Origin of the sequence: Janthinobacterium sp. CG3 (assembly GCF_000344615.1) — a bacterium.
Taxonomy (GTDB): domain Bacteria; phylum Pseudomonadota; class Gammaproteobacteria; order Burkholderiales; family Burkholderiaceae_D; genus Janthinobacterium.
Genome location: NZ_KB467824.1, coordinates 934136 through 954259, shown reverse-complemented (window position 1 = coordinate 954259; position 20124 = coordinate 934136). Strand labels below are relative to the sequence as shown.

Annotated in this window: 20 protein-coding genes; 12 read left to right on the top strand and 8 right to left on the bottom strand. The window is 67.3% G+C overall.

Going from position 1 to position 20124, the window contains the following annotated elements:
* Positions 1–3 precede the first annotated feature (3 nt).
* The 12 genes from JANGC3_RS0104225 (at position 4) to JANGC3_RS0104170 (ending at position 11758) form a co-directional block, all read left to right on the top strand.
* Positions 4–1746: a GspE/PulE family protein gene (locus tag JANGC3_RS0104225; protein ID WP_017875239.1), complete on the top strand. Its 1743-nt coding sequence runs from the start codon at positions 4–6 to the stop codon at positions 1744–1746.
* The gene (locus JANGC3_RS0104220) at positions 1746–2951 is read left to right on the top strand and encodes a type II secretion system F family protein (protein ID WP_017875238.1); all 1206 of its coding nucleotides are present in this window, start codon (positions 1746–1748) and stop codon (positions 2949–2951) included. The genes JANGC3_RS0104225 and JANGC3_RS0104220 overlap by 1 nt, the downstream gene beginning before the upstream one ends.
* A 12-nt stretch (positions 2952–2963) precedes the next feature.
* Positions 2964–4511, top strand: a complete 1548-nt coding sequence (locus tag JANGC3_RS0104215) for a hypothetical protein (protein ID WP_232429651.1) — start codon at positions 2964–2966, stop codon at positions 4509–4511.
* Positions 4508–5200 carry a hypothetical protein gene (locus JANGC3_RS0104210; RefSeq protein ID WP_035787537.1) on the top strand — a complete coding sequence of 231 codons (693 nt, stop codon included), beginning with the start codon at positions 4508–4510 and terminating at the stop codon, positions 5198–5200. Before JANGC3_RS0104215 ends, JANGC3_RS0104210 begins: the two co-directional genes overlap by 4 nt.
* Positions 5197–5640 (top strand): hypothetical protein, encoded by a 444-nt coding sequence (locus tag JANGC3_RS28340; RefSeq protein ID WP_017875235.1) that lies wholly within the window; start codon positions 5197–5199, stop codon positions 5638–5640. The genes JANGC3_RS0104210 and JANGC3_RS28340 overlap by 4 nt, the downstream gene beginning before the upstream one ends.
* A complete protein-coding gene (locus JANGC3_RS0104200) occupies positions 5630–6370 on the top strand; it encodes a hypothetical protein (protein WP_017875234.1) in 741 nt (246 codons plus the stop codon). The genes JANGC3_RS28340 and JANGC3_RS0104200 overlap by 11 nt, the downstream gene beginning before the upstream one ends.
* A gap of 5 nt (positions 6371–6375) precedes the next feature.
* Positions 6376–7077: a type II secretion system protein gene (locus JANGC3_RS0104195; RefSeq protein WP_017875233.1), complete on the top strand. Its 702-nt coding sequence runs from the start codon at positions 6376–6378 to the stop codon at positions 7075–7077.
* Positions 7074–7844: an ABC transporter permease gene (locus JANGC3_RS0104190; protein ID WP_017875232.1), complete on the top strand. Its 771-nt coding sequence runs from the start codon at positions 7074–7076 to the stop codon at positions 7842–7844. The genes JANGC3_RS0104195 and JANGC3_RS0104190 overlap by 4 nt, the downstream gene beginning before the upstream one ends.
* Complete coding sequence (locus tag JANGC3_RS0104185; protein ID WP_017875231.1) at positions 7844–8566, top strand: hypothetical protein; 723 nt, start codon at positions 7844–7846, stop codon at positions 8564–8566. Before JANGC3_RS0104190 ends, JANGC3_RS0104185 begins: the two co-directional genes overlap by 1 nt.
* A gap of 78 nt (positions 8567–8644) precedes the next feature.
* Positions 8645–9223, top strand: a complete 579-nt coding sequence (locus JANGC3_RS0104180; RefSeq protein WP_017875230.1) for a prepilin-type N-terminal cleavage/methylation domain-containing protein — start codon at positions 8645–8647, stop codon at positions 9221–9223.
* A 194-nt stretch (positions 9224–9417) separates the two neighbouring features.
* Positions 9418–10485 (top strand): phosphotransferase, encoded by a 1068-nt coding sequence (locus tag JANGC3_RS0104175; RefSeq protein WP_026132524.1) that lies wholly within the window; start codon positions 9418–9420, stop codon positions 10483–10485.
* A 13-nt stretch (positions 10486–10498) separates the two neighbouring features.
* Positions 10499–11758, top strand: a complete 1260-nt coding sequence (locus tag JANGC3_RS0104170; protein WP_017875228.1) for an acyl-CoA dehydrogenase family protein — start codon at positions 10499–10501, stop codon at positions 11756–11758.
* Positions 11759–12027: 269 nt separating this feature from the next.
* Here the strand turns inward: JANGC3_RS0104170 and JANGC3_RS0104165 are convergent, their stop codons facing one another.
* The 8 genes from JANGC3_RS0104165 to alaC form a co-directional block, all read right to left on the bottom strand.
* Positions 12028–12483: a MaoC family dehydratase gene (locus JANGC3_RS0104165; protein ID WP_026132523.1), complete on the bottom strand. Its 456-nt coding sequence runs from the start codon at positions 12481–12483 to the stop codon at positions 12028–12030.
* On the bottom strand, positions 12476–12958 hold the full coding sequence (locus JANGC3_RS0104160; protein ID WP_017875226.1) for a MaoC family dehydratase: 483 nt from the start codon (positions 12956–12958) through the stop codon (positions 12476–12478). Before JANGC3_RS0104160 ends, JANGC3_RS0104165 begins: the two co-directional genes overlap by 8 nt.
* Before the next feature lie 18 nt (positions 12959–12976).
* Positions 12977–14116, bottom strand: coding sequence for an acyl-CoA dehydrogenase family protein (locus tag JANGC3_RS0104155; protein WP_017875225.1), 1140 nt, complete (start codon positions 14114–14116; stop codon positions 12977–12979).
* Between the two features lie 9 nt (positions 14117–14125).
* The gene (locus JANGC3_RS0104150; RefSeq protein ID WP_017875224.1) at positions 14126–15316 is read right to left on the bottom strand and encodes an acyl-CoA dehydrogenase family protein; all 1191 of its coding nucleotides are present in this window, start codon (positions 15314–15316) and stop codon (positions 14126–14128) included.
* A gap of 277 nt (positions 15317–15593) precedes the next feature.
* Positions 15594–17291 carry a hypothetical protein gene (locus JANGC3_RS28335; RefSeq protein ID WP_051068216.1) on the bottom strand — a complete coding sequence of 566 codons (1698 nt, stop codon included), beginning with the start codon at positions 17289–17291 and terminating at the stop codon, positions 15594–15596.
* A 354-nt stretch (positions 17292–17645) separates the two neighbouring features.
* Entirely contained in the window at positions 17646–18038 is a 393-nt protein-coding gene (locus JANGC3_RS0104140) for a VOC family protein (protein WP_026132522.1), read from the bottom strand.
* A 374-nt stretch (positions 18039–18412) separates the two neighbouring features.
* Positions 18413–18721, bottom strand: a complete 309-nt coding sequence (locus tag JANGC3_RS0104135; RefSeq protein ID WP_026132521.1) for a DUF1272 domain-containing protein — start codon at positions 18719–18721, stop codon at positions 18413–18415.
* A 129-nt stretch (positions 18722–18850) separates the two neighbouring features.
* Complete coding sequence (alaC, locus tag JANGC3_RS0104130) at positions 18851–20062, bottom strand: alanine transaminase (protein WP_026132520.1); 1212 nt, start codon at positions 20060–20062, stop codon at positions 18851–18853.
* Positions 20063–20124: the final 62 nt, after the last annotated feature.

Below are 20124 nucleotides of genomic sequence, written 5' to 3'. Positions count from 1 at the left end.
GTCATGGCAGAACAAGCAAAACTCCCGCTCGGCAAGCAGCTGATCCAAAAAGGCGTCATCAGCGAGGACCAGCTGCGCATCGCGCTGATCGAGCAAAAACGCACCCCCGAGCCGCTCGGGCGCCTGCTCATCACGCTCGGTTTCGTTACCGAAGCCACCGTGCGCGAGGCGCTCAGCGAAAACCTGCACCAGCAAAGCGCCGACCTGAGCAGCCTGGTGGTCGACGCCATCGCCCTCAAGTTGATCCCCAAGGAAGTGGCCAAGCGCTACCGCGTGTTCCCCATCGTCTACGAGCGCGACAAGGACAACCTGATCCTGGCCATGGCCGACACCAGCAACATCGTCGCCCTCGACCAGATCAGCGCGATGCTGGTCAAGGGCATCAGCATCACGCCGCTGCTGGTCAACGACTCCGACATCTCGCGCGCCATCGACCAGTACTACGGCTTCGAGCTGTCGATCGACGGCATCCTGCTGGAGATCGAGACCGGCGAGGTCAACTACCAGAGCATGGGCGCGGTGTCGGACGAGTACAGCCAGCCGATGGTGCGCCTGATCGACGCGCTGCTGGCCGACGCGGTGCAAAACGGCGCCTCCGACATCCATTTCGAGCCGGAGCAGTCGTTCCTGCGCATCCGCTACCGCATCGACGGCATCCTGCGGCAAATCCGCAGCCTGCACAAATCGTACTGGCCGGCCATGGTGGTGCGCCTGAAAGTGGTCAGCAATATGAACATCGCCGAGTCGCGCGCGCCGCAGGACGGGCGCATCTCGATCAAGTTCTCCGGCCGGCAGATCGATTTCCGCGCCTCGGCCCAGCCCACCACGCACGGCGAAAACTTCGTGCTGCGCGTGCTCGACCGCCAGAAGGGCCTGGTGCCGCTGGACGCGCTGGGCCTGGCCGACGCCGAACTGGCCCGCCTGAAGCTGATGATCGCCCGCCCCGACGGCGTGATCCTGGTGACGGGGCCGACCGGCAGCGGCAAGACCACCACGCTGTACTCGATCCTCAACCACATCAACACCGAGAGCGTCAACATCATGACGCTGGAAGACCCGGTCGAGTACCCGATGACGATGATACGCCAGACCTCGATCAACGAGTCGGCCAAGATGGGCTTCGCCGACGGCATCCGCTCGATGATGCGGCAAGACCCGGACGTGATCCTGGTCGGCGAGGTGCGCGACAAGGAAACGGCGGAGATGGCCTTCGCCGCCGCCATGACCGGGCACCAGGTCTACACCACCTTGCACACCAACTCGGCGATCGGCTCGATCTCGCGCCTGCTCGACATCGGCATCCTGCCCGACGTCATGGCCGGCAACATCATCGGCATCGTCGCGCAGCGCCTGGTGCGCCGCCTGTGCCCGCACTGCCGCACGGCGCACACCGCCGACGCCGTCGAGCGGCGCCTGCTCGGGCTGGCGCCGCAGCGCGACGAGCATGCCACATCCGGCGACGCCGACGCCGACGCCGGCGCCGTGACGATCTACCGCGCCCAGGGCTGCGAGCGCTGCGCCCACCAGGGCTACAAGGGCCGCATGGCGCTCATCGAGCTGCTGAAGATGACGCCCGAACTCGACGAAATGGTGGCGCGGCGCGCCTCGTCGCGCGAGCTGAAGAACGCCGCCCGCGCCGCCGGCTTCCACGCGCTGGTCGACGACGGCGTGCGCCGCGTGCGCGAGGGCGCCACCACGCTCGACGAGGTGGCGCGCGTGGTCGACCTGACCGACCGGCTGGCCTGATGGCGCAATACGCCTACCGCGCAATGGACCCGGCCGGCCAGATGGTGCCGGGGGTGATGGACGCGAGCAACGTGCCCGACCTGGAACTGCGCCTGCACCGCATGCAGTTGGACTTGATCGACTTCAAGCTCAGCAGCCAGCAACTGGTGCTGCTGGGCGCGCGCGTGGTGCGCCGCGCCGACCTGATCAACTTTTGCTTCCACATGGAGCAGTTGACCGGCGCCGGCGTGCCCATCCTGGAGGGCTTGAACGATTTGCGCGACAGCACCGACCACCCGCGCCTGCGCGAAGTCATCACCGAACTGGTCGAGGGCATCGAGGGCGGCCTGAGCCTGTCGGCGGCGCTGGCGGTGCATCCGGACATTTTCGACAACACCTTCACCAGCCTGATCACCGCCGGCGAGCACAGCGGCAAGATCGCCGAGGTCTTCAAGAACCTGTCGGAGAGCCTGAAGTGGCAGGACGAGCTGGCCGCGCAAAGCAAGAAGATCGTCATGTACCCGGCCGTGGTCGGCCTGGTCGTGGTCGCCGTCACCTTCTTCCTGATGATCTACCTGGTGCCGCAGCTGACCGCCTTCATCAAGAACATGGGCGGCGCGCTGCCCTTCCACACGCGCGCGCTGATCGTCGTCTCGAACGTCTTCATCGACTACTGGTATCTGCTGCTGGCGCTGCCGGTGGCGGCCTGGTTCGGCGCCCGCGCCTGGATCGCCCGCAGCGAGGCGGCGGCCTTCGCCTTCGACGGCATGAAGCTGCGCGTCTGGCTGGTCGGGCCGGTGCTGCACAAGATCATCCTGGCGCGCTTCGCCACCTTTTTCGCGCTGATGTACGCCTCCGGCATCACCATCCTCGACTGCATCCGCCTGTCCGAGGGCATCGTCGGCAACCGCGTCGTGGCCGCCGGCCTGCGCCGCGCCGCGCAACTGATCTCGGAGGGGCAGGGGGTGACGGCGGCGTTCCAGAACACCGGCATCTTCCCGCCGCTGGTGATCCGCATGCTCAAGGTCGGCGAGGCCACCGGCTCGCTCGACACGGCGCTGCGCAACGTCAGCTATTTCTACAACCGCGAGGTCAAGGACATGATCGAGAAGGTGCAGGCGATGATAGAGCCGGCCATGACGGTGGTCCTGGGGCTGCTGCTGGGCTGGATCATGCTGTCGGTGCTGGGACCGATCTACGATACGATCAGCAAGATCAAAACCTGAGGACCGGCCTTGTTGCGCACCCAATTATTCTACGTCACCAACGACCAGCTGTGCGCCTACGACTGGCAGCGCGGCCACTTGTCGGGCGGCCAGTGCTTCGGCGCCGACGCCGCCGGCGTGGCCGCCTTCGCGCGCTACCTGGCGGAGCGGGCGGCGCTGCCGGCCTACCTGCTCACCGACCTGATCGAAGAGGATTTCCAGCGCCAGTTGCTGCCGCACGTGGGCGGGCGCGCCGGCCGCGGCCTGCTGCAGCGCCGCCTGACCCAGCTCTACCGCGACACGCCCTACCGCGCCGCCACCGTGCAGGGCCGCGAAAGCGCCGGCCGGCGCGACGACCGGGTGCTGTTTTGCGCGCTGACCAACCCGTCCCTGCTGCAACCCTGGGTCGACGCGCTGGAACAGCGCAAGGTGCCGCTGGCGGGGATTTACTCGAGCAGCCTGCTCAGCGCGGCGCTGGTGGGCGCGCTGGCGCTGACCCAGCCGCACATCCTGCTGGTGACGTTCCAGTCGGGCGGCCTGCGCCAGAGCTATTTCCAGAACGGCCAGCTGCGCTTTAGCCGCCTGACCCCGGCCATCGACCGCGACGGCGTCGCCGTCGACGTTGCCGGCGAAACCGAGAAGACCCGCCAGTTCCTGGTCAGCACGCGCATGCTCGAACGCGGCGAGGTGCTGCACAGCGTCGTCGTGGCGCCGGCGCCGCAGGTGGCGCGGCTGCAGCCGCTGTGCCGCAACGCCCCCGAGACCGAGTTCCGTTTCGTGACGATGGAACGGGCCTGCGCCAAATTGCACCTGGCCGAGGTGCCGGCGCTGGCCGACCCGCTGCTGTTGTCGGTGCTGGGACGGCGCCGCCCCCCCAGCCATTACGCGCTGGGCCAGCGCGCCCGCTTCTACCAGTTGCTGCTGGCGCGCCTCGGCCTGTTCGCCGGCAGCGCGGCGATCGCCGTGTTTTGCCTGGTCTGGCTGGCGGCGAACATCTGGGGCATCGTCGACGCCGCCCGCTCCCAGGCGGCGCTGGCGGCCGAGGCGCAATCGTACGAGCAGCGCTACGACGCCATCATGGCGTCGCTGCCGCCGCAGGTCGACAAGACCCAGAACATGAAGGCGGCGGTGCTGATCGAGCGCATGGTGACGAGCCGCGCGCCGGGTCCGCAAACGATGTTGGCCATGCTCAGCGCGGCGCTGGAGGGCGTGCCCGACGTCAGCCTGGTGCAACTCGACTGGAAGGTGCGCCTGCCGGAGAACCGCGCCGGCTCGGCGCAGCCGCGCGCCGACAACGCCGCCGCGGCGCCGGTGTCGTCGCTGCTGATCGGGCTGCCGGCGATGCCGCCGCAAAGCCTGCACGTCGAGGCCGAGGTGCTGCTGGCGCAAAACAACTACCGCGCCGCGCTTGACAGCATCAACCGCCTGACCGCCGAGCTGGCGCGCCAGCCGCGCCTGACCGTCGAGCTCGAGCAGACCCCGCTGGACGTGCGCCCGAGCGTCAAGCTGGCCGGCAAGGCCGCCACCACGGCGGCCGACAGCAAGGTCAAGTTCACCCTCAACCTGAGTTGGATACCATGAGCGCCCTTCCGTCCGGCATGCCGCCGGCCGCGCCCGCGGCCGGCAAGAAAACCATCCGCACGGTCGCGCTGCCGCTGTGGATGAACGAGCTGGCGCTGATCCGCCTGGCCCTGCTGTGCTTTGCCACCGCGCTCAGCGTCGGCAGCCTGCTGGTGCTCGTCAGCAGCTGGTACCTGAACCAGCGCGGCGCGGCGCTGGCGCGCACCCAGCAGTTGCGCAACGTCGCCTACGACAAGTTCGCCCACGTCGAGAACGAGAAGCTGGAAATCCGCGACTACCAGCCGCAGTTCCTGGCGCTGCGCGAGCGCGGCCTGATCGGCGAGGAAAAGCGCCTCGAATGGATCGACGCGATCCGCCAGATCCAGGAGCGGCGCAAGCTGCTGCCGATCAGCTACGAGATCGACGTGCAGCAACCGTTCCGCCTCGAAGCCCAGGCCGCCATGGGCGATTACAGCCTGCGGGGCAGCCGCATGGACCTGCACATGGACCTGCTGCACGAAATGGACCTGTTCGACTTCCTGCACGAACTCAAGCAGCGCAACTATTACACGATGCAGGATTGCTCGATCAAGCGCAGCGCCACGGCGGCCAACGGCGCGCTGGCGTCGACGCTGTCGGCCGACTGCACGCTGTACTGGCTGACCCTGGCCACGGCCGCGCCCGCGCCGGCCGCGCGGAGCCGGCCATGACGGCGCCGCGCCTGCGGGCGCGCCTGTCGCTGTCGCTGTCGCTGGCGCTGGCGTGCGGCGCCGCGCAGGCGGCCAGCGCGCCGCTCGGACGCCTGTTCGCCACCCCGGCCGAGCGCGCCCAGCTCGACGCCCGCCGCGACGGCCATGCCGGCGCCGGCGCGCCGGCCGCCGCGCCGGCGCCGCCCGCCGCCGCCGTCGAAAGCGCGCCGGCGCCGGCGCCGGCGCCCACCACGCTCGACGGCGTGGTGCGGCGCAGCGGCGGCAAGTCCACCGTCTGGCTCAACCAGATGCCGCAAAGGGAAGCGGACGACCGCCTTGGAGCGGACCCGGCGGCCGCCGCGCTGTCGCTGCAACTGCCGTCCGGCCAAACCGTGATCCTCAAGCCGGGCCAAAGCTACAACCCGACCGAGGGCACGGTGCGGGAAAGCCATGCGCAGTAAGGCCTTGCGCCAGCGCGCACGTCCGGCGCGCCAGCGCGGCGCCGCGCTGTTGCTGCTGCTCAGCGTGCTCGGCCTGGGCCTGGCGACGCTGTTGATCAACGCGCTGGGCAACAACACCCAGCAGGCGGCGCGCGAACGGCGCACGCTGGCCACGCTGGCGCGCGCCAACGACGCCCTGGTCGGCTTCGCCGCCACCTATGGCAGGCTGCCGCGGCCGGCCCGCTCGGCGCTGGACGGGCGCGAAAACCTGCTCGACTGCGAAGGCGAGCAGGACTGCGCCGGCTTCCTGCCCTGGGTCACGCTGGCCGTCGACGGCGCCGACAGCTGGGGCAAGCTGCTGCGCTACAGCGTCGCGCCGGGGCTCACCCGGGCGCCGGTGCAAAGCGGCGTGGTGATGGTTGGCAAAACCGTGCGCGCGCGCACCCCCGACGGCAAGTTCTATTACCTTGGCGGTCAGAGCGTCTGCGCCCCGCGCACGCCCTGCCTGCCCTTCGTGCTGTTGTCCAGCGGCCGCAACAATCTCGGCACCGGCGTCACCGGCGTGGCCCAGGCCAACGCCGCGCGCGGCAACGTCGACGAACTCGCCAACCAGGCGGCCAGCGCCCATTTCATCGCCCGCGTCAGCAGCGCCGATCCGGCCCAGCCGGGCGGCGAATTCGACGACATCGTCACCTGGGTGCCGCTGCAACGGCTGTACCAGCGCATGCGCGCGGCCCGCAACCTGCCATGAACACTATGTCTACGCCATTACAACGCGGCTTCAGCCTGGTCGAACTGTCGATCGTCCTGGTCATCGTCGGCCTGATGATAGGCGGCTTGATCACGCCGCTGGCGATGCAACTGGAACAGCGCAAGGGCAACGAGACCCGCGCCACGCTCGAGGCGGCCAACGAGGCGCTGGTCGGCTACGCTCTGCGTTACGGCAATCTGCCCTGCCCGGCCGTCTCGGCCAGCAACGGCCTGGAGGACCGCCGCGGCACGCGCTGCGGCAAGCGCGACGGCTTCCTACCCTGGGTCACGCTGGGCGTGGGCAAGAGCGACAGCTGGGCCAATTTGTTGCGCTACAGCGTCACGCCGGCCTTCAGCGACAGCGCCGTGCGCTTCACGCTGAACACGCGGCGCGACATCAGCGTCATGACGCGCGACGGCACCGGCCGGCCGATGCCGGCCACCGCGCCCAACGACATCCCGGCGGTCGTCATGTCGCACGGTAAAAACGGCTTCGGCGCCAGCGGCGAACAGGGCGTGCGCGTGGCCGTCGCGCCGGCCAGCAACGGCGACGAGCGCATCAACGCCGGCGCCGGCACCGCCTTCGTCAGCCGCCCGCTGAGCGAGGACGGCAACGCGCCGGGCGGCGAGTTCGACGACATCGTGCTGTGGCTCTCGCCGAACATCCTGTTCAACCGGATGGTGGCGGCGCAGCGCCTGCCGCAATGATGCTGCGACCGACCCTGACCATTGCCGCCTACACGCTGCTGGAGGCGCTGCGCAACCGCCTGCTATGGCTGCTGTTGCTGGCGGCGCTGGCCGGCGTCGGCCTGGCCGGCTTCCTGCACGAGCTGGCGCTGACCGAGGGCCGCGAGGTACAGGCGGCGCTACTGGCGGCCGCGCTGCGGCTGGCGGCGGTGTTCCTGGTCGCCACCTTCGTCGTCACCAGCGTGGTGCGCGAGGCCGACGACAAGGGCCTCGACATGCTGCTGGCGCTGCCCATGCCGCGCGCCGCCTACCTGTTCGGCAAGCTGGCCGGCTTCGCCGCGCTGGCGCTGCTGCCGGCGCTGCTGTTCGGCGCCCTCAGCCTGCTGTTCGCGGCGCCGGCGCAAAGCGCGCTGTGGGGCCTGTCGCTGCTGTGCGAGCTGTGGATCGTCGCCGCCTTCAGCCTGTTGTGCGCGCTCAGCTTCAGCCAGGCGCTGCCGGCGCTGGCCGGCGTCGCCGGCTTCTACCTGCTGGCGCGCGTGATCGGCGCGCTGCAACTGCTGGGCCACGGCCAGGGCGGCGCGCGCTCGCACGGCCAGCGCGCCATCGGCGCCGGTCTCGACCTGGTGGCCGCCGTGCTGCCGGCGCTGGATCGCTACACCCGCACCGAATGGCTGCTGTACGGCAGCGGCGACGCCGCCACCCTGCTCGCCATCGCCGCGCACAGCGCGATCTACCTGGCCCTGCTGGCGGCGGCCGCGCTGTTCGACTTGTACCGCAAGAGCCTCTGATGGCCGTGAAACCGGTCGCCGCGGTGCCGCCGGCGGTGCGCTGGGCGCTGGCGCTGGCGCTGGCGCTGCAACTGCTGTGGCACGCCGCGCAGCAGCCGGCAGCGCCGGCGCCGCCGGCGCTGCCGCCGGCGCCGGCGCCGGCCGCGCTGCGCCTGGCCAGCCTGGGCGAGCCGGAGGCGCTGTCGAAGGCGCTACTGCTGTACCTGCAAGCCTACGACGACCAGGACGGGCGCAGCCTGAGCCTGAACCAGCTCGACTACGCGCGCCTGGAAGGCTGGCTGGAGGCTGCGCTGGCGCTCGACCCGCGCGGCCAGTACCCGCTGCTGCTGGCCAGCCAGGTGTACGCGGCGGCGCCCGACCCGGCGCGGGTGCGGCGCATGCTGGCCTTCGTCGAGCGCCGCTTCGGCGACGACCCCGACCGGCGCTGGCCGTGGCTGGCGCACGCGGCGCTGGTGGCGCGCCACCGCTTGCACGACCTGCCGCTGGCGCGCCGCTACGCCGCCGCGCTGCGCCTGCGCGCCACCGGCGCCGGCGTGCCGGCCTGGGCGCGCCAGTTGGAAGTGTTCATCGCCGAGGACATGAACGAGTTCGACAGCGCGAAGGCGCTCATCGGCGGCCTACTGCAAAGCGGCCACGTCAGCGACCCGCGCGAGCTGGCATTCCTGGAGCGGCGCCTGCAGGATATTGCCGCCCGTCAAAAAGAAACGCGCGCGCGCCCATAACGCGCCGATTTGCTTTAAAATTGCAAGTTAATTGTGCAGTTACTGCAATATGTATTGTCGTATTATAAAGGAACCATTATGCCCGCCCTCCGCCACCGACAGCAAGGCTTCACCCTGGTTGAAATCGCCATCGTGTTGGTCATCATCGGCCTGCTGCTGGGCGGCGTGTTAAAAGGCCAGGGCCTGATCGACAGCGCCAAGGTAAAGAACATCATCCAGCAGTCGAACGCGCTGTCGGCGGCGGTGAACGCCTACCAGGACAAATTCCGCGCCCTGCCCGGCGACGACATCCAGGCCACCAGCCATGTGCCGAACGCGGCCGGCAACGGCAACGGCGACGGCCAGATCGGCGACGGCCAGCCGCGCGAATTCGCGCTGGCGCCGCAACACCTGGCGCTGGGCGGCTTCATCACCGGCTCCTACAACGGCTCGACCCAGTTCATGACCAGCTCCCAGGGCGGCGCGGTGTACCTGTACAACGACGAAGTGGGCGGGCGCTCGGGCAACGGCATCCGCTTCGACAACCTGCCGGAATCGTTCGCCGAGCAGATCGACAGCAAGCTCGACGACGGCGTCGCCACCACCGGCTCGGTACGCGCCAAGGCGCCCTACGGCAACACCGGCGCCATCATCACCCGCACCGCCGTATTTTTCTAGCGCGGCGTCGCCCAAGGGCGTGTCGTATTGTCGGGTTACGCCCGCTGGGCTTACCCGAGCTACCAAACCTTCCCGCAGCCCTTCACAGCGCCGTCGCGCCACGTCGCTTCGCTTGAAAATAAATAGTACGGGCGTGCGTTTCCATGGTTTAGAATAGACCCACCACGACAGGGCCCAAGCCCGAGGGAGACGAGATGTTTGAGGAATTCATGGGCACCAAGCCCGTGTCGGAGCGGCAGAAATTCGATATCGCGGCGCTGACCGTGTATTTGCGGCGGCACGTGGCCGGCTACCCCGGCGGCGAGCCGACGGTGGAACAGTTCAAGGGCGGCCAGTCGAACCCGACCTTCAAGCTCAGCGTCGCCGGCCAGCACTACGTGCTGCGCACCAAGCCCGGCCCTGCCGCCAAGCTGCTGGCGTCGGCGCACGCGATCGACCGCGAGTTCCGCGTCATGGACGCGCTCAACAAGGCCGGCTTCCCGGCCGCGCGCCAGTACGCGCTGTGTCTCGACGAAGGCGTCATCGGGCGCGCCTTTTACATCATGGAATTCGTCGAGGGCCGGGTGCTGTGGGACCAGGCCCTGCCCGGCATGACGCCAGCCGAGCGCGGCGCCATCTATGACGAACTCAACCGCGTGATCGCGCAGCTGCACACGGTCGACTACGCGGCCATCGGCCTGGCCGACTTCGGCAAGCCGGGCAATTACTTCCAGCGCCAGATCGAGCGCTGGACGCGCCAGTACCAGGCCTCCGCGACCGAGGACATCGCGCCGATGAACCAGCTGATGGCCTGGCTGCCGGCGCACATTCCGCCGGGCGAGGACACCAGCATCGTGCATGGCGACTTCCGCCTCGACAACATCATCTTCCATCCGACCGAGCCGCGCGTGCTGGCCGTGCTGGACTGGGAACTGTCGACGCTGGGGCACCCGTTCGCCGACTTCTCCTACCACTGCATGAGCTGGCACATCGAACCGGGCCAGTTCCGCGGCATCGCCGGACTCGACTTGGCGGCGCTGGGCATCCCGTCGCAGCAGGAATACATCCGCCGGTACGCCGAGCGCACCGGCAAGACCATCCGCCTGGAGGATTTCAACTTTTATCTGGCCTTTAATATGTTCCGCCTGGCCAGCATCATGCAGGGCATCATGAAACGTTACGTCGACGGCACGGCCGCCAGCGCACAGGCGCTGGAGTCGGGCAAGATGGCGCGACCCATGGCCGAACTGGGCTGGGCCTACGCCGGCGGCAAACCAATCTAACCAGGGGAAACAGATGAATTTCGACTATTCCGAGCGTTGCCAGAGCTTGCGGCACAAGTTGCTGCAATTTATGGAGCAGCACATCTACCCGAACGAAGCCGCCTTCAAACAGGAAGTCGACCGCAACGGCGTGGAAAAAGGCAACCGCTGGATTCCGACCGAGCTGATCGAGCGCCTGAAACCGCTGGCGCGCGAACAGGGGCTGTGGAACCTGTTCCTGCCGCAGTCGGCGCGCGCGCCGGAAGGGCTGTCCAACCTCGACTACGCGCCGCTGTGCGAGATCATGGGCCGGGTCGGGTGGGCGCCGGAGGTGTTCAACTGCGCCGCGCCCGACACCGGCAACATGGAAACCATCGAACGCTACGGCTCCGAGGAGCATAAGCACACCTGGCTGGAACCGCTGCTGCGCGGTGAGTTCCGTTCGGCCTTCGCCATGACCGAGCCGGGCGTGGCCTCGTCCGACGCGACCAATATTGAAACCCGCATCGAGCGCGACGGCGACGACTACGTGATCAACGGGCGCAAATGGTGGATTTCCGGCGCCGGCGACCCGCGCTGCAAAATCTTCATCACCATGGGCAAGACCGACTTCGGCGCGGCGCGCCACCAGCAGCAGTCGATGATACTGGTACCGGCCGACACGCCCGGCATCACGATCCTGCGCCCGCTGCCGGTGTTCGGCTACGACGACGCGCCCCACGGCCACTGCGAAATCCTGTTCGAGAACGTGCGCGTGCCGGCCTCCAACTTGTTGCTGGGCGAAGGGCGCGGCTTTGAAATCGCCCAGGGCCGGCTGGGGCCGGGGCGCATCCACCACTGCATGCGCGCCATCGGCGTGGCCGAGCGCGCGCTGGAACTGATGTGCCTGCGCCTGAACCGCCGCGTCGCCTTCGGCAAGAAGCTGTCGGAGCAAGGCGTGTGGCGCGAGCGCATCGCCGAGTCGCGCATCCAGATCGACACGGCGCGCCTGCTGACGCTGAAGACGGCGTCGCTGATGGACACCGTCGGCAACAAGCACGCGCAGGCGGAGATCGCGATGATCAAGGTGCTGGCGCCGAACGTCGCGCAGCAGGTGCTGGACTGGTCGATCCAGGCGCACGGCGCGGCCGGCGTATCGGACGACTTCCCGCTGGCCGCGCAATGGGCCGGCAACCGCACGCTGCGCCTGGCCGACGGCCCGGACGAGGTGCACCGCAACGCCATCGCCAAGCTGGAACTGGCCAGGCACGGCACGCTGGCGGAAGACCTGGGCCTGCCGATTACGCGCAGCTAGTTCCACAAGCAAACCGACGGCGCAAGGCCGGGGTCAGACCTGAAGGTCTGACCCCGCGATTTGGCGCCGGTTTGAAGCGCGTTTCTCCCCCCCTTATTTCACTTCTAGGCGGGTGGAATATGCTTCATACCGATAAGGTGCCGAGTTTGCATATCTCTTGGGCGGAGTGTGGAAGAACATCGTTTTTCAGTCCGGGACGCTCTTGGTGTCAGCACTGAAAAACGATGTGTATAACGATATGGCCCAACCCCAGCGCGTGCAGTGGGTAGTTACGGATAGCGGCGCATCAGGAACTCGGCCACGCAGACCGGCTTGTCGCCGCCCTCGCGCTCGATCGCCACGCCCCAGTCGATCTGCGCGCCGTCGGCCAGGTCGTGCACCGCCAGGATCGACAGGCGCGCCCGCAGGCGGCTGCCGACCGGCACCGGCGCCGGGAAGCGCACCTTGTTCAAGCCGTAGTTGATGGCCATGCCGACGTCCACCAGCCGCAGCGCGTTTTGCAGCATCGCCGGCACCATCGCCAGCGTCAAAAAGCCGTGCGCGACGGTGGTGCCGTAGGGCGACTCGCGTTGGCAGCGCTCGACGTCGACGTGGATCCACTGGTGGTCGTTGGTGGCGTCGGCGAAGCCGTTGATGCGCTCCTGGGTGATCTCGACCCACTCCGACAGCGCCACCTCCTGCCCGACCAGCGCCTTGGTGTCGGCCAGGTTGGCGATCTCACGCATCGCCAACCTCCGCGGCCGCGCCCGGACGGCGCCGGAACATGCCCATGCCCTCGATGGTCGCCACCACCTCGCCGTGCTGGTTAGTCGCCTGCCACAGCGACACCACCACGCCGCGGTCCGGCTTCGACGCCGACGGCCGCACTTCCTTGGTGATGTAGGCAACGCTCAGCGTGTCGCCGCCGCGCACCGGCTTGATCCAGCGCACGCAATCCAAGCCGGGCGAACCCATGCTCGACGAGCCGCCCAGCACGCCGTCGACGACCATCCGCATCATCATGCTGCAGGTGTGCCAGCCGCTGGCGATGACGCCGCCGAAGATCGACTGCGCCGCCGCCTCGTGGTCGATGTGGAAGGGTTGCGGATCGAACTGGGCGGCGAAGACGATGATTTCCTCCTCCGTCACCAAGCGGCTGCCCATGTCGAGCTGCTGGCCGACGAAAAAATCCTCGAAATACATGTAGTTCGTGCCTGCCATATGCTGTCCCTTGTGCGCTTACGCGGTCTGTTTAAAACCCGGCTGGGCGATGAAGCGCTCCAGGTGGTGGTCGCTGTCGCCCAGGGTCAACTCTATCATCGTCAGACGCTTGAAGTGGTGCGCGGCCGGCAGCTCGTTGGTCACGCCGATGCCGCCGTGCAGCTGCACCGCCTGCTGGCCGACGAACTTGGCCGCCTGGCCGACCCGGACCTTGGCCGCCGACACCGTGCGGCGGCGCTCCTCGGCGTCGCTGGAGCCGACTTTGCCGGCCGCCAGCATCGCCATCGAACGGGCCTGTTCCAGGTGGATGAACATGTCGGCCATGCGGTGCTGCAGCGCCTGGAACTTGCCGATCGGCGCGCCGAACTGGGTGCGCGTCTTCAGGTATTCCAGCGTCGCCGCGAAGATCGCGTCCATCGCTCCGACCGCCTCGGCGCACAGCAGTGTGGCGCCGTAGTCGGCCGCCGCGTCGAGGATGTCCCAGCCGGCGCCAGCCGCGCCCAGCAGGCTGGCCGCCGGCAGCCACACCTGCGTGAAGGTGATGCTGGCGGCGCGCTGGCCGTCGATGGTGCGGTAGTCGCGCACGCCGACGCCGGCGCTGTCGGCCGGCACCACGAACAGGGAGATGCCGGCGCTGTCGCGCTGTTCGCCGCCGCTGCGCGCCGAAACGATCAGCGCGCCCGCCTGCGCGCCGTGCAGCACCACGCTCTTGGCGCCGTCGAGCAGGTAACCTTCGCCGGACGGCGTGGCGCGGGTGCGAATGTCGAACAAGTCGTGGCGCGCCTGCTTCTCGCCCAGCGCGCAGGCCAGCTTCAGTTCGCCGGCGGCAACTTGCTGCAGCAGCGCGTCGTGGCCGCCGCCCAGGCGCAGGAACTCGGCGCCCAGCACGGTCGCCAGGTAGGGCTCGACCACCAGGCCGCGGCCCAGTTCCTGCATCACCACCAGCATGTCGACGGCGCTGCCGTTGAAGCCGCCCTGCGCCTCCGGCACCGGCAGCGCCGTCATGCCCAGCTCGGCCAGCGTGGCCCAGGCGGCGTCGGACACGCCGGCCTCGGAATGGATGATCTTGTTACGCGCCTCGAAACTGTAGTCTTTGTCGACCCAGCGACGCAGGGCGTCGGCGAACTGCCGCTGCTCTTCTTTGAAGGTGAAATCCATGTCGTCTCCTCACAGGCCCAGAATCATCTGGGTGATGATGTTTTTTTGAATCTCGTTCGAGCCGCCGTAGATCGAGGTCTTGCGATAATTGAAGTAGTAGCCGGCCAGCGGCGCGGCGGCGTCGTCGCCGGCGGCGCTGTGCCCGGCGCGGCCCTCCAGATACGCCGGATCGAAGGGCAAGGCGTCGGGACCGAGCGCCTCGACCATCAACTCGGTCAATTGCTGCTGGATTTCCGAGCCGCGCACCTTGAGCATCGACGCCTGCGGACCCGGCGCCTGGTTCTCCTGGGCGATCACGCGCAGCACCGTCATCTCCAGCGCCATCAGCTCGATCTCCAGCGTGGCGACCTTGGCCGCGAACAGCGCGTCGTCGAGCAAGGGTTCGCCGCGCTTGTGGTGCTGCGTCGCCAGGCGCTTGAGGAACAGCAGCTCGCGGCGCGAACGGCCTACGGCGGCGATGCCGGTGCGCTCGTGGCCGAGCAGGTATTTGGCGTAGGTCCAGCCGCGGTTTTCCTGGCCGACCAGGTTCTGCACCGGCACCCGGACGTCATCGAAGAACACCTCGTTGACCTCGTGGTCCTCGTCGAGCATGATGATCGGGCGCACCGTGATGCCGGGCGTCTTCATGTCGATGAGCAGGAAGGATATGCCCTCCTGCTTGCGCACGCCGCTGTCGGTGCGCACCAGGCAGAAAATCATGTCGGCGTGCTGGCCCAGCGTGGTCCAGGTCTTCTGGCCGTTGACGATGTAGTCGTCGCCCTGGCGCTCGGCGGTGGTGTTTAGCGACGCCAGGTCGGAGCCGGCGCCCGGCTCCGAATAACCCTGGCACCACCAGTCGTCGCAATGGAGGATGCGCGGCAGGTAATGGGCTTTCTGCGCCTCGTTGCCGAAGGCCATGATCACGGGCGCCACCATGTTGACGCCGAACGGCAGGATGGGCGGCGTGCCGGCGCGGGCGCACTCGTCTTCCCAGATATGCCGCTGCACCGCGTTCCAGCCGGTGCCGCCGTGCTCAACCGGCCAGCCGGGCGCGGCCCAACCCTGTTTGGCGACAATCTTATGCCAGCGCACGATGTCGTCCTTCGACAGGCGCAGATGGTGGCGCACCTTTTGCTGCAGCTCGGCCGGCAAATGGGCGTCGAGGAAAGCGCGCGCGCTGGCGCGGAACGCCGTATCCTCGGCGGTATAGTTCAAATCCATGCTGTCTCCTTGTCGGAACCTCGAAAAACCCGATGGTGGCGCAATGTCGAGGCCATCTTTGTTATCGGCACTTAAAAAAGCACGACCGTTCACAATGATTGTACCGCATAAATTCAAGCTGTTTTACACCCCGGCGTTAAATTCATCAAAACCAAGGGCATAAGCCCGGGGCCAGACCTGAAGGTCCGAGCCCGGGGTTATGCATTGGGATGATTTTCAGCGTAGCGGCCCGCTAGGCTACCGGCGGATTCAACCCCGCCTTCGGGCGCTGGCGGGCTTAGCGTGTCGGCGCGGCGGCCAGCTTGAGGGATGGAAGCGCCAGCGCCGCGCTAGCGCTGACGCTGTAGCGGCCGATGCTGCCGTAGTTGGTATACCCGGTTTTCAGCGGATCGCCGACGCCGGCGCCGGTGACGCTGACGTAGTAGGTGCCCGGCAGGGCGAGGTTGACGCTCAGGCTGGCGTCGAGGCCGTCGACCGGGTTGGCGCTGGCCAGCAGCCGGCCGGCGCCGTCGTACACCTGCAGCAGGATGTCGACGTTGCTGCCGAGCGCGGCGCCGGCCGCCTTCAGGGTCAGCATGCCGGCACCGGCGACGAAGCGGAACATGTCGACGTCGCCCGGCACGCCGACGAGACCGCCAAAGTTCAGGTTCGACAGGCCGTTGGCGTTGACGCCGGTTAGCGTGGTGGCCAGCGCCGGCGCGCCGCCGTGGTCGTCGACGCGCGCTTTCAGACCCTGGCGCGCCATCACCGCATAGGCGTCTTCCTTGTTGTCGGCGCCCAGGTACTGGCCCTTCGACCACTGGGTCAGGTTCTTATAGTAGCCGACGCCCATGATGGGCGCCCAGCCGGTCTGGCCGTCGCCGTGGCCGGTGTAGTAGGCGGTGGCGGCCGTACCCTGGTGGCGCAGGCCCAGCGTGTGGCCGGCCTCGTGCGAGACGCATTCGGCGATCGGCTTTTCGCTGTTCGCCAGGTTGTTCGGGAAGCAGAACGCCGGCGCGGCGTTGGCGGCGAAAGCGGCGAACGAATTCAGGTAGGCGTAGCCGCCGGCGCTACTCGTTTGCGGCGTCACCAGGACGGTCGCGCCGATCTTGCCGGCGACGACGGCCGGCGCCTCGGTGGTGACGTCGACATCGAAGGCGGCGAAGTCTTCCGCCACGCGCTGCCACACTTTTTGAATCAGCAGGCGTTCGGCGGTGCTGTAGGTGGCGGCCACTTTGTCGAGGTCGAACCCCGGATTCGCGTCCTGCCCGTTGAAGTCGATAAACAGCACGCGCGTCGAGTCGGGCTTGGTATGCAGCTTGAAGGTCTGGTCGAGCGGGAACGGGGTGCTGGCGGCCGTCGCGGTGCCGGTGGCGGCGGTGGTCGCCTCGGCGGTGGCGCCGCCGGCGGTGGCGCCGACGCCCTCGTCGATGTGGACGATGCGGCCCTTGCGGTCCAGGTGCACGCTGGCGTCGCTCAGCAGCAGTTGGCTCAGCGAGGCGGCCGTCATGCCGTACCAGTTGGCCACCGGCGCCAGGTCGGCGCCCAGCAGGTCGATGGCGCGCTGGCCCGACGAGAATTCGGCCAGGCGGATGCGGGCGAACGGCGCATTCTCGGTCGCGCCGTCGGCGCTGACCGGCACGAAGTCGGCCGGCATTTCCATTGTTTCGTAGGCCGCCGGTTCGGCCTTGCGCTGCGCCTGCGGCCCGGCTACCGGCTCGGCGGCGGCGAGGCGTTTCGGCCCGGCCGCGTTCAGCCTGCCGAACGGCGACAGCGGAAACACCGACGGCGCGGCCAGCGCCGGCGCCACTGCGCCTGGGGTAGCTGCGCCCGGCTGCGCGCTGGCCGCCACCGGCGCGGCGGCGCGGGCCGGGTCCCGCGGCAGCGCCAGCGCGGCAATGCCTACCCCGGCCAGTATCGCCACGGCGGCGATGGCGTAGGCGCCGTTGCGCAGGCGGCGTTGCTGCGTTGGCTTGTGCGGCTGATGCTGTTTCATGATGCTGTCTCCACTGGGAGGGCGAACCCGACCTACGAACATACTTAATTGAGCGGTATCAGGTTCCTGCTACCTCCTTGCCTTCCAGCAAGTTCCATCGCCACAAGTATTGTCTACGTATTGCCGAGAGTCAAGTTTTTTCCGCCGCCGGGCGCCGCCGCAGGCACCCTATTTCAACGAAAAAAAGCCCGCTGCGAAGAGCGGGCTGAATCTATAATCTTGGAGGAAAATAGAGGAGACAGATGCATTATGCTGCGGCGCGACATATAAAACCACTTTATTTCCATGATGATAGAGATAAAATTTGGTGATATCTCCGCAGGTAAAGACTCCGCGCCCGGGTAGACGAATGGCTTATTTCGGACGGTAGATTGCGCAGAGCTTATTGCCGTCCGGGTCACGAACATAGGCCAGGTGCATGGCCCCCATGGCGCCGTCACGCAGGCCCGGCGGGTCTTCAATCGACTGGCCGCCATGCGCGACCGCAGTGTCGTGAAATTGCTGCACTTGTTCGGGCGAGCTGCATTTGAAGCCTATCGTGCCGCCGTTCGCACACGTCGCCGCTTCCCCGTCGATCGGCTCGCTGATGCAAAAAGTACTGCCGTCGTGCCGGTAGAAGAGGCGCTTGTGACCGGAATCTGCTTGATTACGGAATGGCTCGCCCGCCCCGAACGTTGCGAGGACGGCGTCATAAAAATGCTTTGCCTGTTCGATGTCGTTCGAACCAATCATTACATGACTGAACATCATATCTCCTTGTATCCGTGGGATTACCAAGCCAAATGATAATATAAATGAGGCATTTAGACACGACAGTCCGCTTCGGCCGACTAGCGCCCAGTGCCCCCGGAGAGCTGGAACCGCCACAACTTGACACAGCGCAAGCCGCGCGCCGCCCACTACCGGCTACGGCATGGCCGGCTCGCGGCGAGATTTTCACCCGCAAGAGTGCGCCCATGCCGCGCGCATAAAAAAAGCCCGCTACGGAGAGCGGGCTGAATCTATTTTCTTGGAGGAGAATAGAGGAGACAGATGCAGTATGCTGCGCCGTGACATATAAATCCAATTTATATGCATGATGTCACCGATAAGCCTGATGAATATCTTGGCGCGGCCGCGCGTCAACGTTGGGCGGGCGGCACTTCGCGCAGCTTGGCCAGCAGTTCGCCATGCACGGCGGCGTCAACCGGCCGGTGCTTGCGCACGGTGGCGGCCGGGTCCGCGCCGAGATAGTTGTTGCCCTTCCAGTTGTGCGCCGGCCGGACCGGGCGCGCAATGAAACCACCGCCGCAGTTCGGGCAGACGTTGTGCAAGACGGTGTCGACGCAGGAGACGCAAAACGTGCACTCATAAGTGCAAATGCGCGCCTCCGCCGAGGCTGGAGGTAGATCGATGTCGCAGTGCTCGCAGCTTGGTCTGAGTTCCAGCATGGTGATGGCTCCTTGAAAATGGTGGGAAAGCCCCGATCGGCTGTATCGAGGCACCCAGGTATTCTAGGGCGACCGCGAGTTGGCGCAAATGACAGTAATAAGATTATTCCTGCCAAACCGCCCGACGGATCAGCGCGGCGCCGCCGCCATGCCGTCGCGCAGCATCGCCTTGATGCCGCGCAAGCCCTGGCGGATGCGCGCCTCGTTCTCGATCAGCGCGAAACGCACGTAGTCGTCGCCGTATTCGCCGAAGCCGATACCGGGCGAGACGCAGACCTTGGCCTCGGCCAGCAGGCGCTTGGCGAACTCCAGCGAGCCAAGGTGGCGGTAAGCCTCGGGGATCAGCGCCCAGATATACATCGACGCCTTCGGCTTCTCAACCGGCCAGCCGGCCTCGATCAAGCCCTTCACCAGCACGTCGCGGCGGCTCTGGTACTGCGCGCAGATGTCGCTGACGCCGCTTTGGTCGCCCTCCAGCGCGGCGATCGCGGCCACCTGCACAGGCGTAAAGCTGCCGTAGTCGTGGTAACTCTTGATGCGCGCCAACGCCGCCACCAGTTCGCTGTTGCCGACCATGAAGCCGATGCGCCAGCCGGCCATGTTATAGCTTTTCGACAGCGTGAAAAACTCGACGGCGACGTCGCGCGCGCCCGGCACCTGCATGATCGACGGCGCCTTCCAGCCGTCGAAGGTGATGTCGGCGTAGGCCAGGTCGTGCACCACCAGGATGTCGTGCTGCTTGGCCAGCGCGACGACGCGCTCGAAAAACTCCAGCTCGACGCACTGCGCGGTCGGATTCGACGGGAAACCCAGCACCATCATCTTCGGCTTCGGATAGCTTTCGCGGATCGCCCGTTCCAACTCGGCGAAGAAATCCACGCCCGGACTCATGCGCACCGAACGGATGTCGGCGCCGGCGATGACCGCGCCCCAGATATGGATAGGGTAGCTCGGGTTCGGCACCAGCACCGTGTCGCCGCGGTCCAGCGTGGCCAACATCAAATGCGCCAGGCCCTCTTTCGAGCCGATGGTGACGATCGCCTCGGCGTCGGGGTCGATGTCGACGTCGTAGCGCTTCTTGTACCAATGCGAGATGGCCCGGCGCAGCCGCGGAATGCCCTTCGACGCCGAATAACCGTGGGTGTCGGGGCGCTTGGCCGTTTCAACCAGTTTGTCGACGATGTGGGACGGCGTGGCGCCGTCGGGATTGCCCATCGACATATCGATAATATCCTCGCCACGGCGGCGCGCCGCCATCTTCAGCTCGGCGGTGATATTGAAAACGTAAGGGGGAAGGCGATTGATGCGCGAAAAGCTGCGCGGAGTTGGGGATTGTGTCATGAAAAAGCTCTACGTAAGCGCCCGGAACCGTCCGAGCGACGTGGCGCAATGAGTGCGCCTGA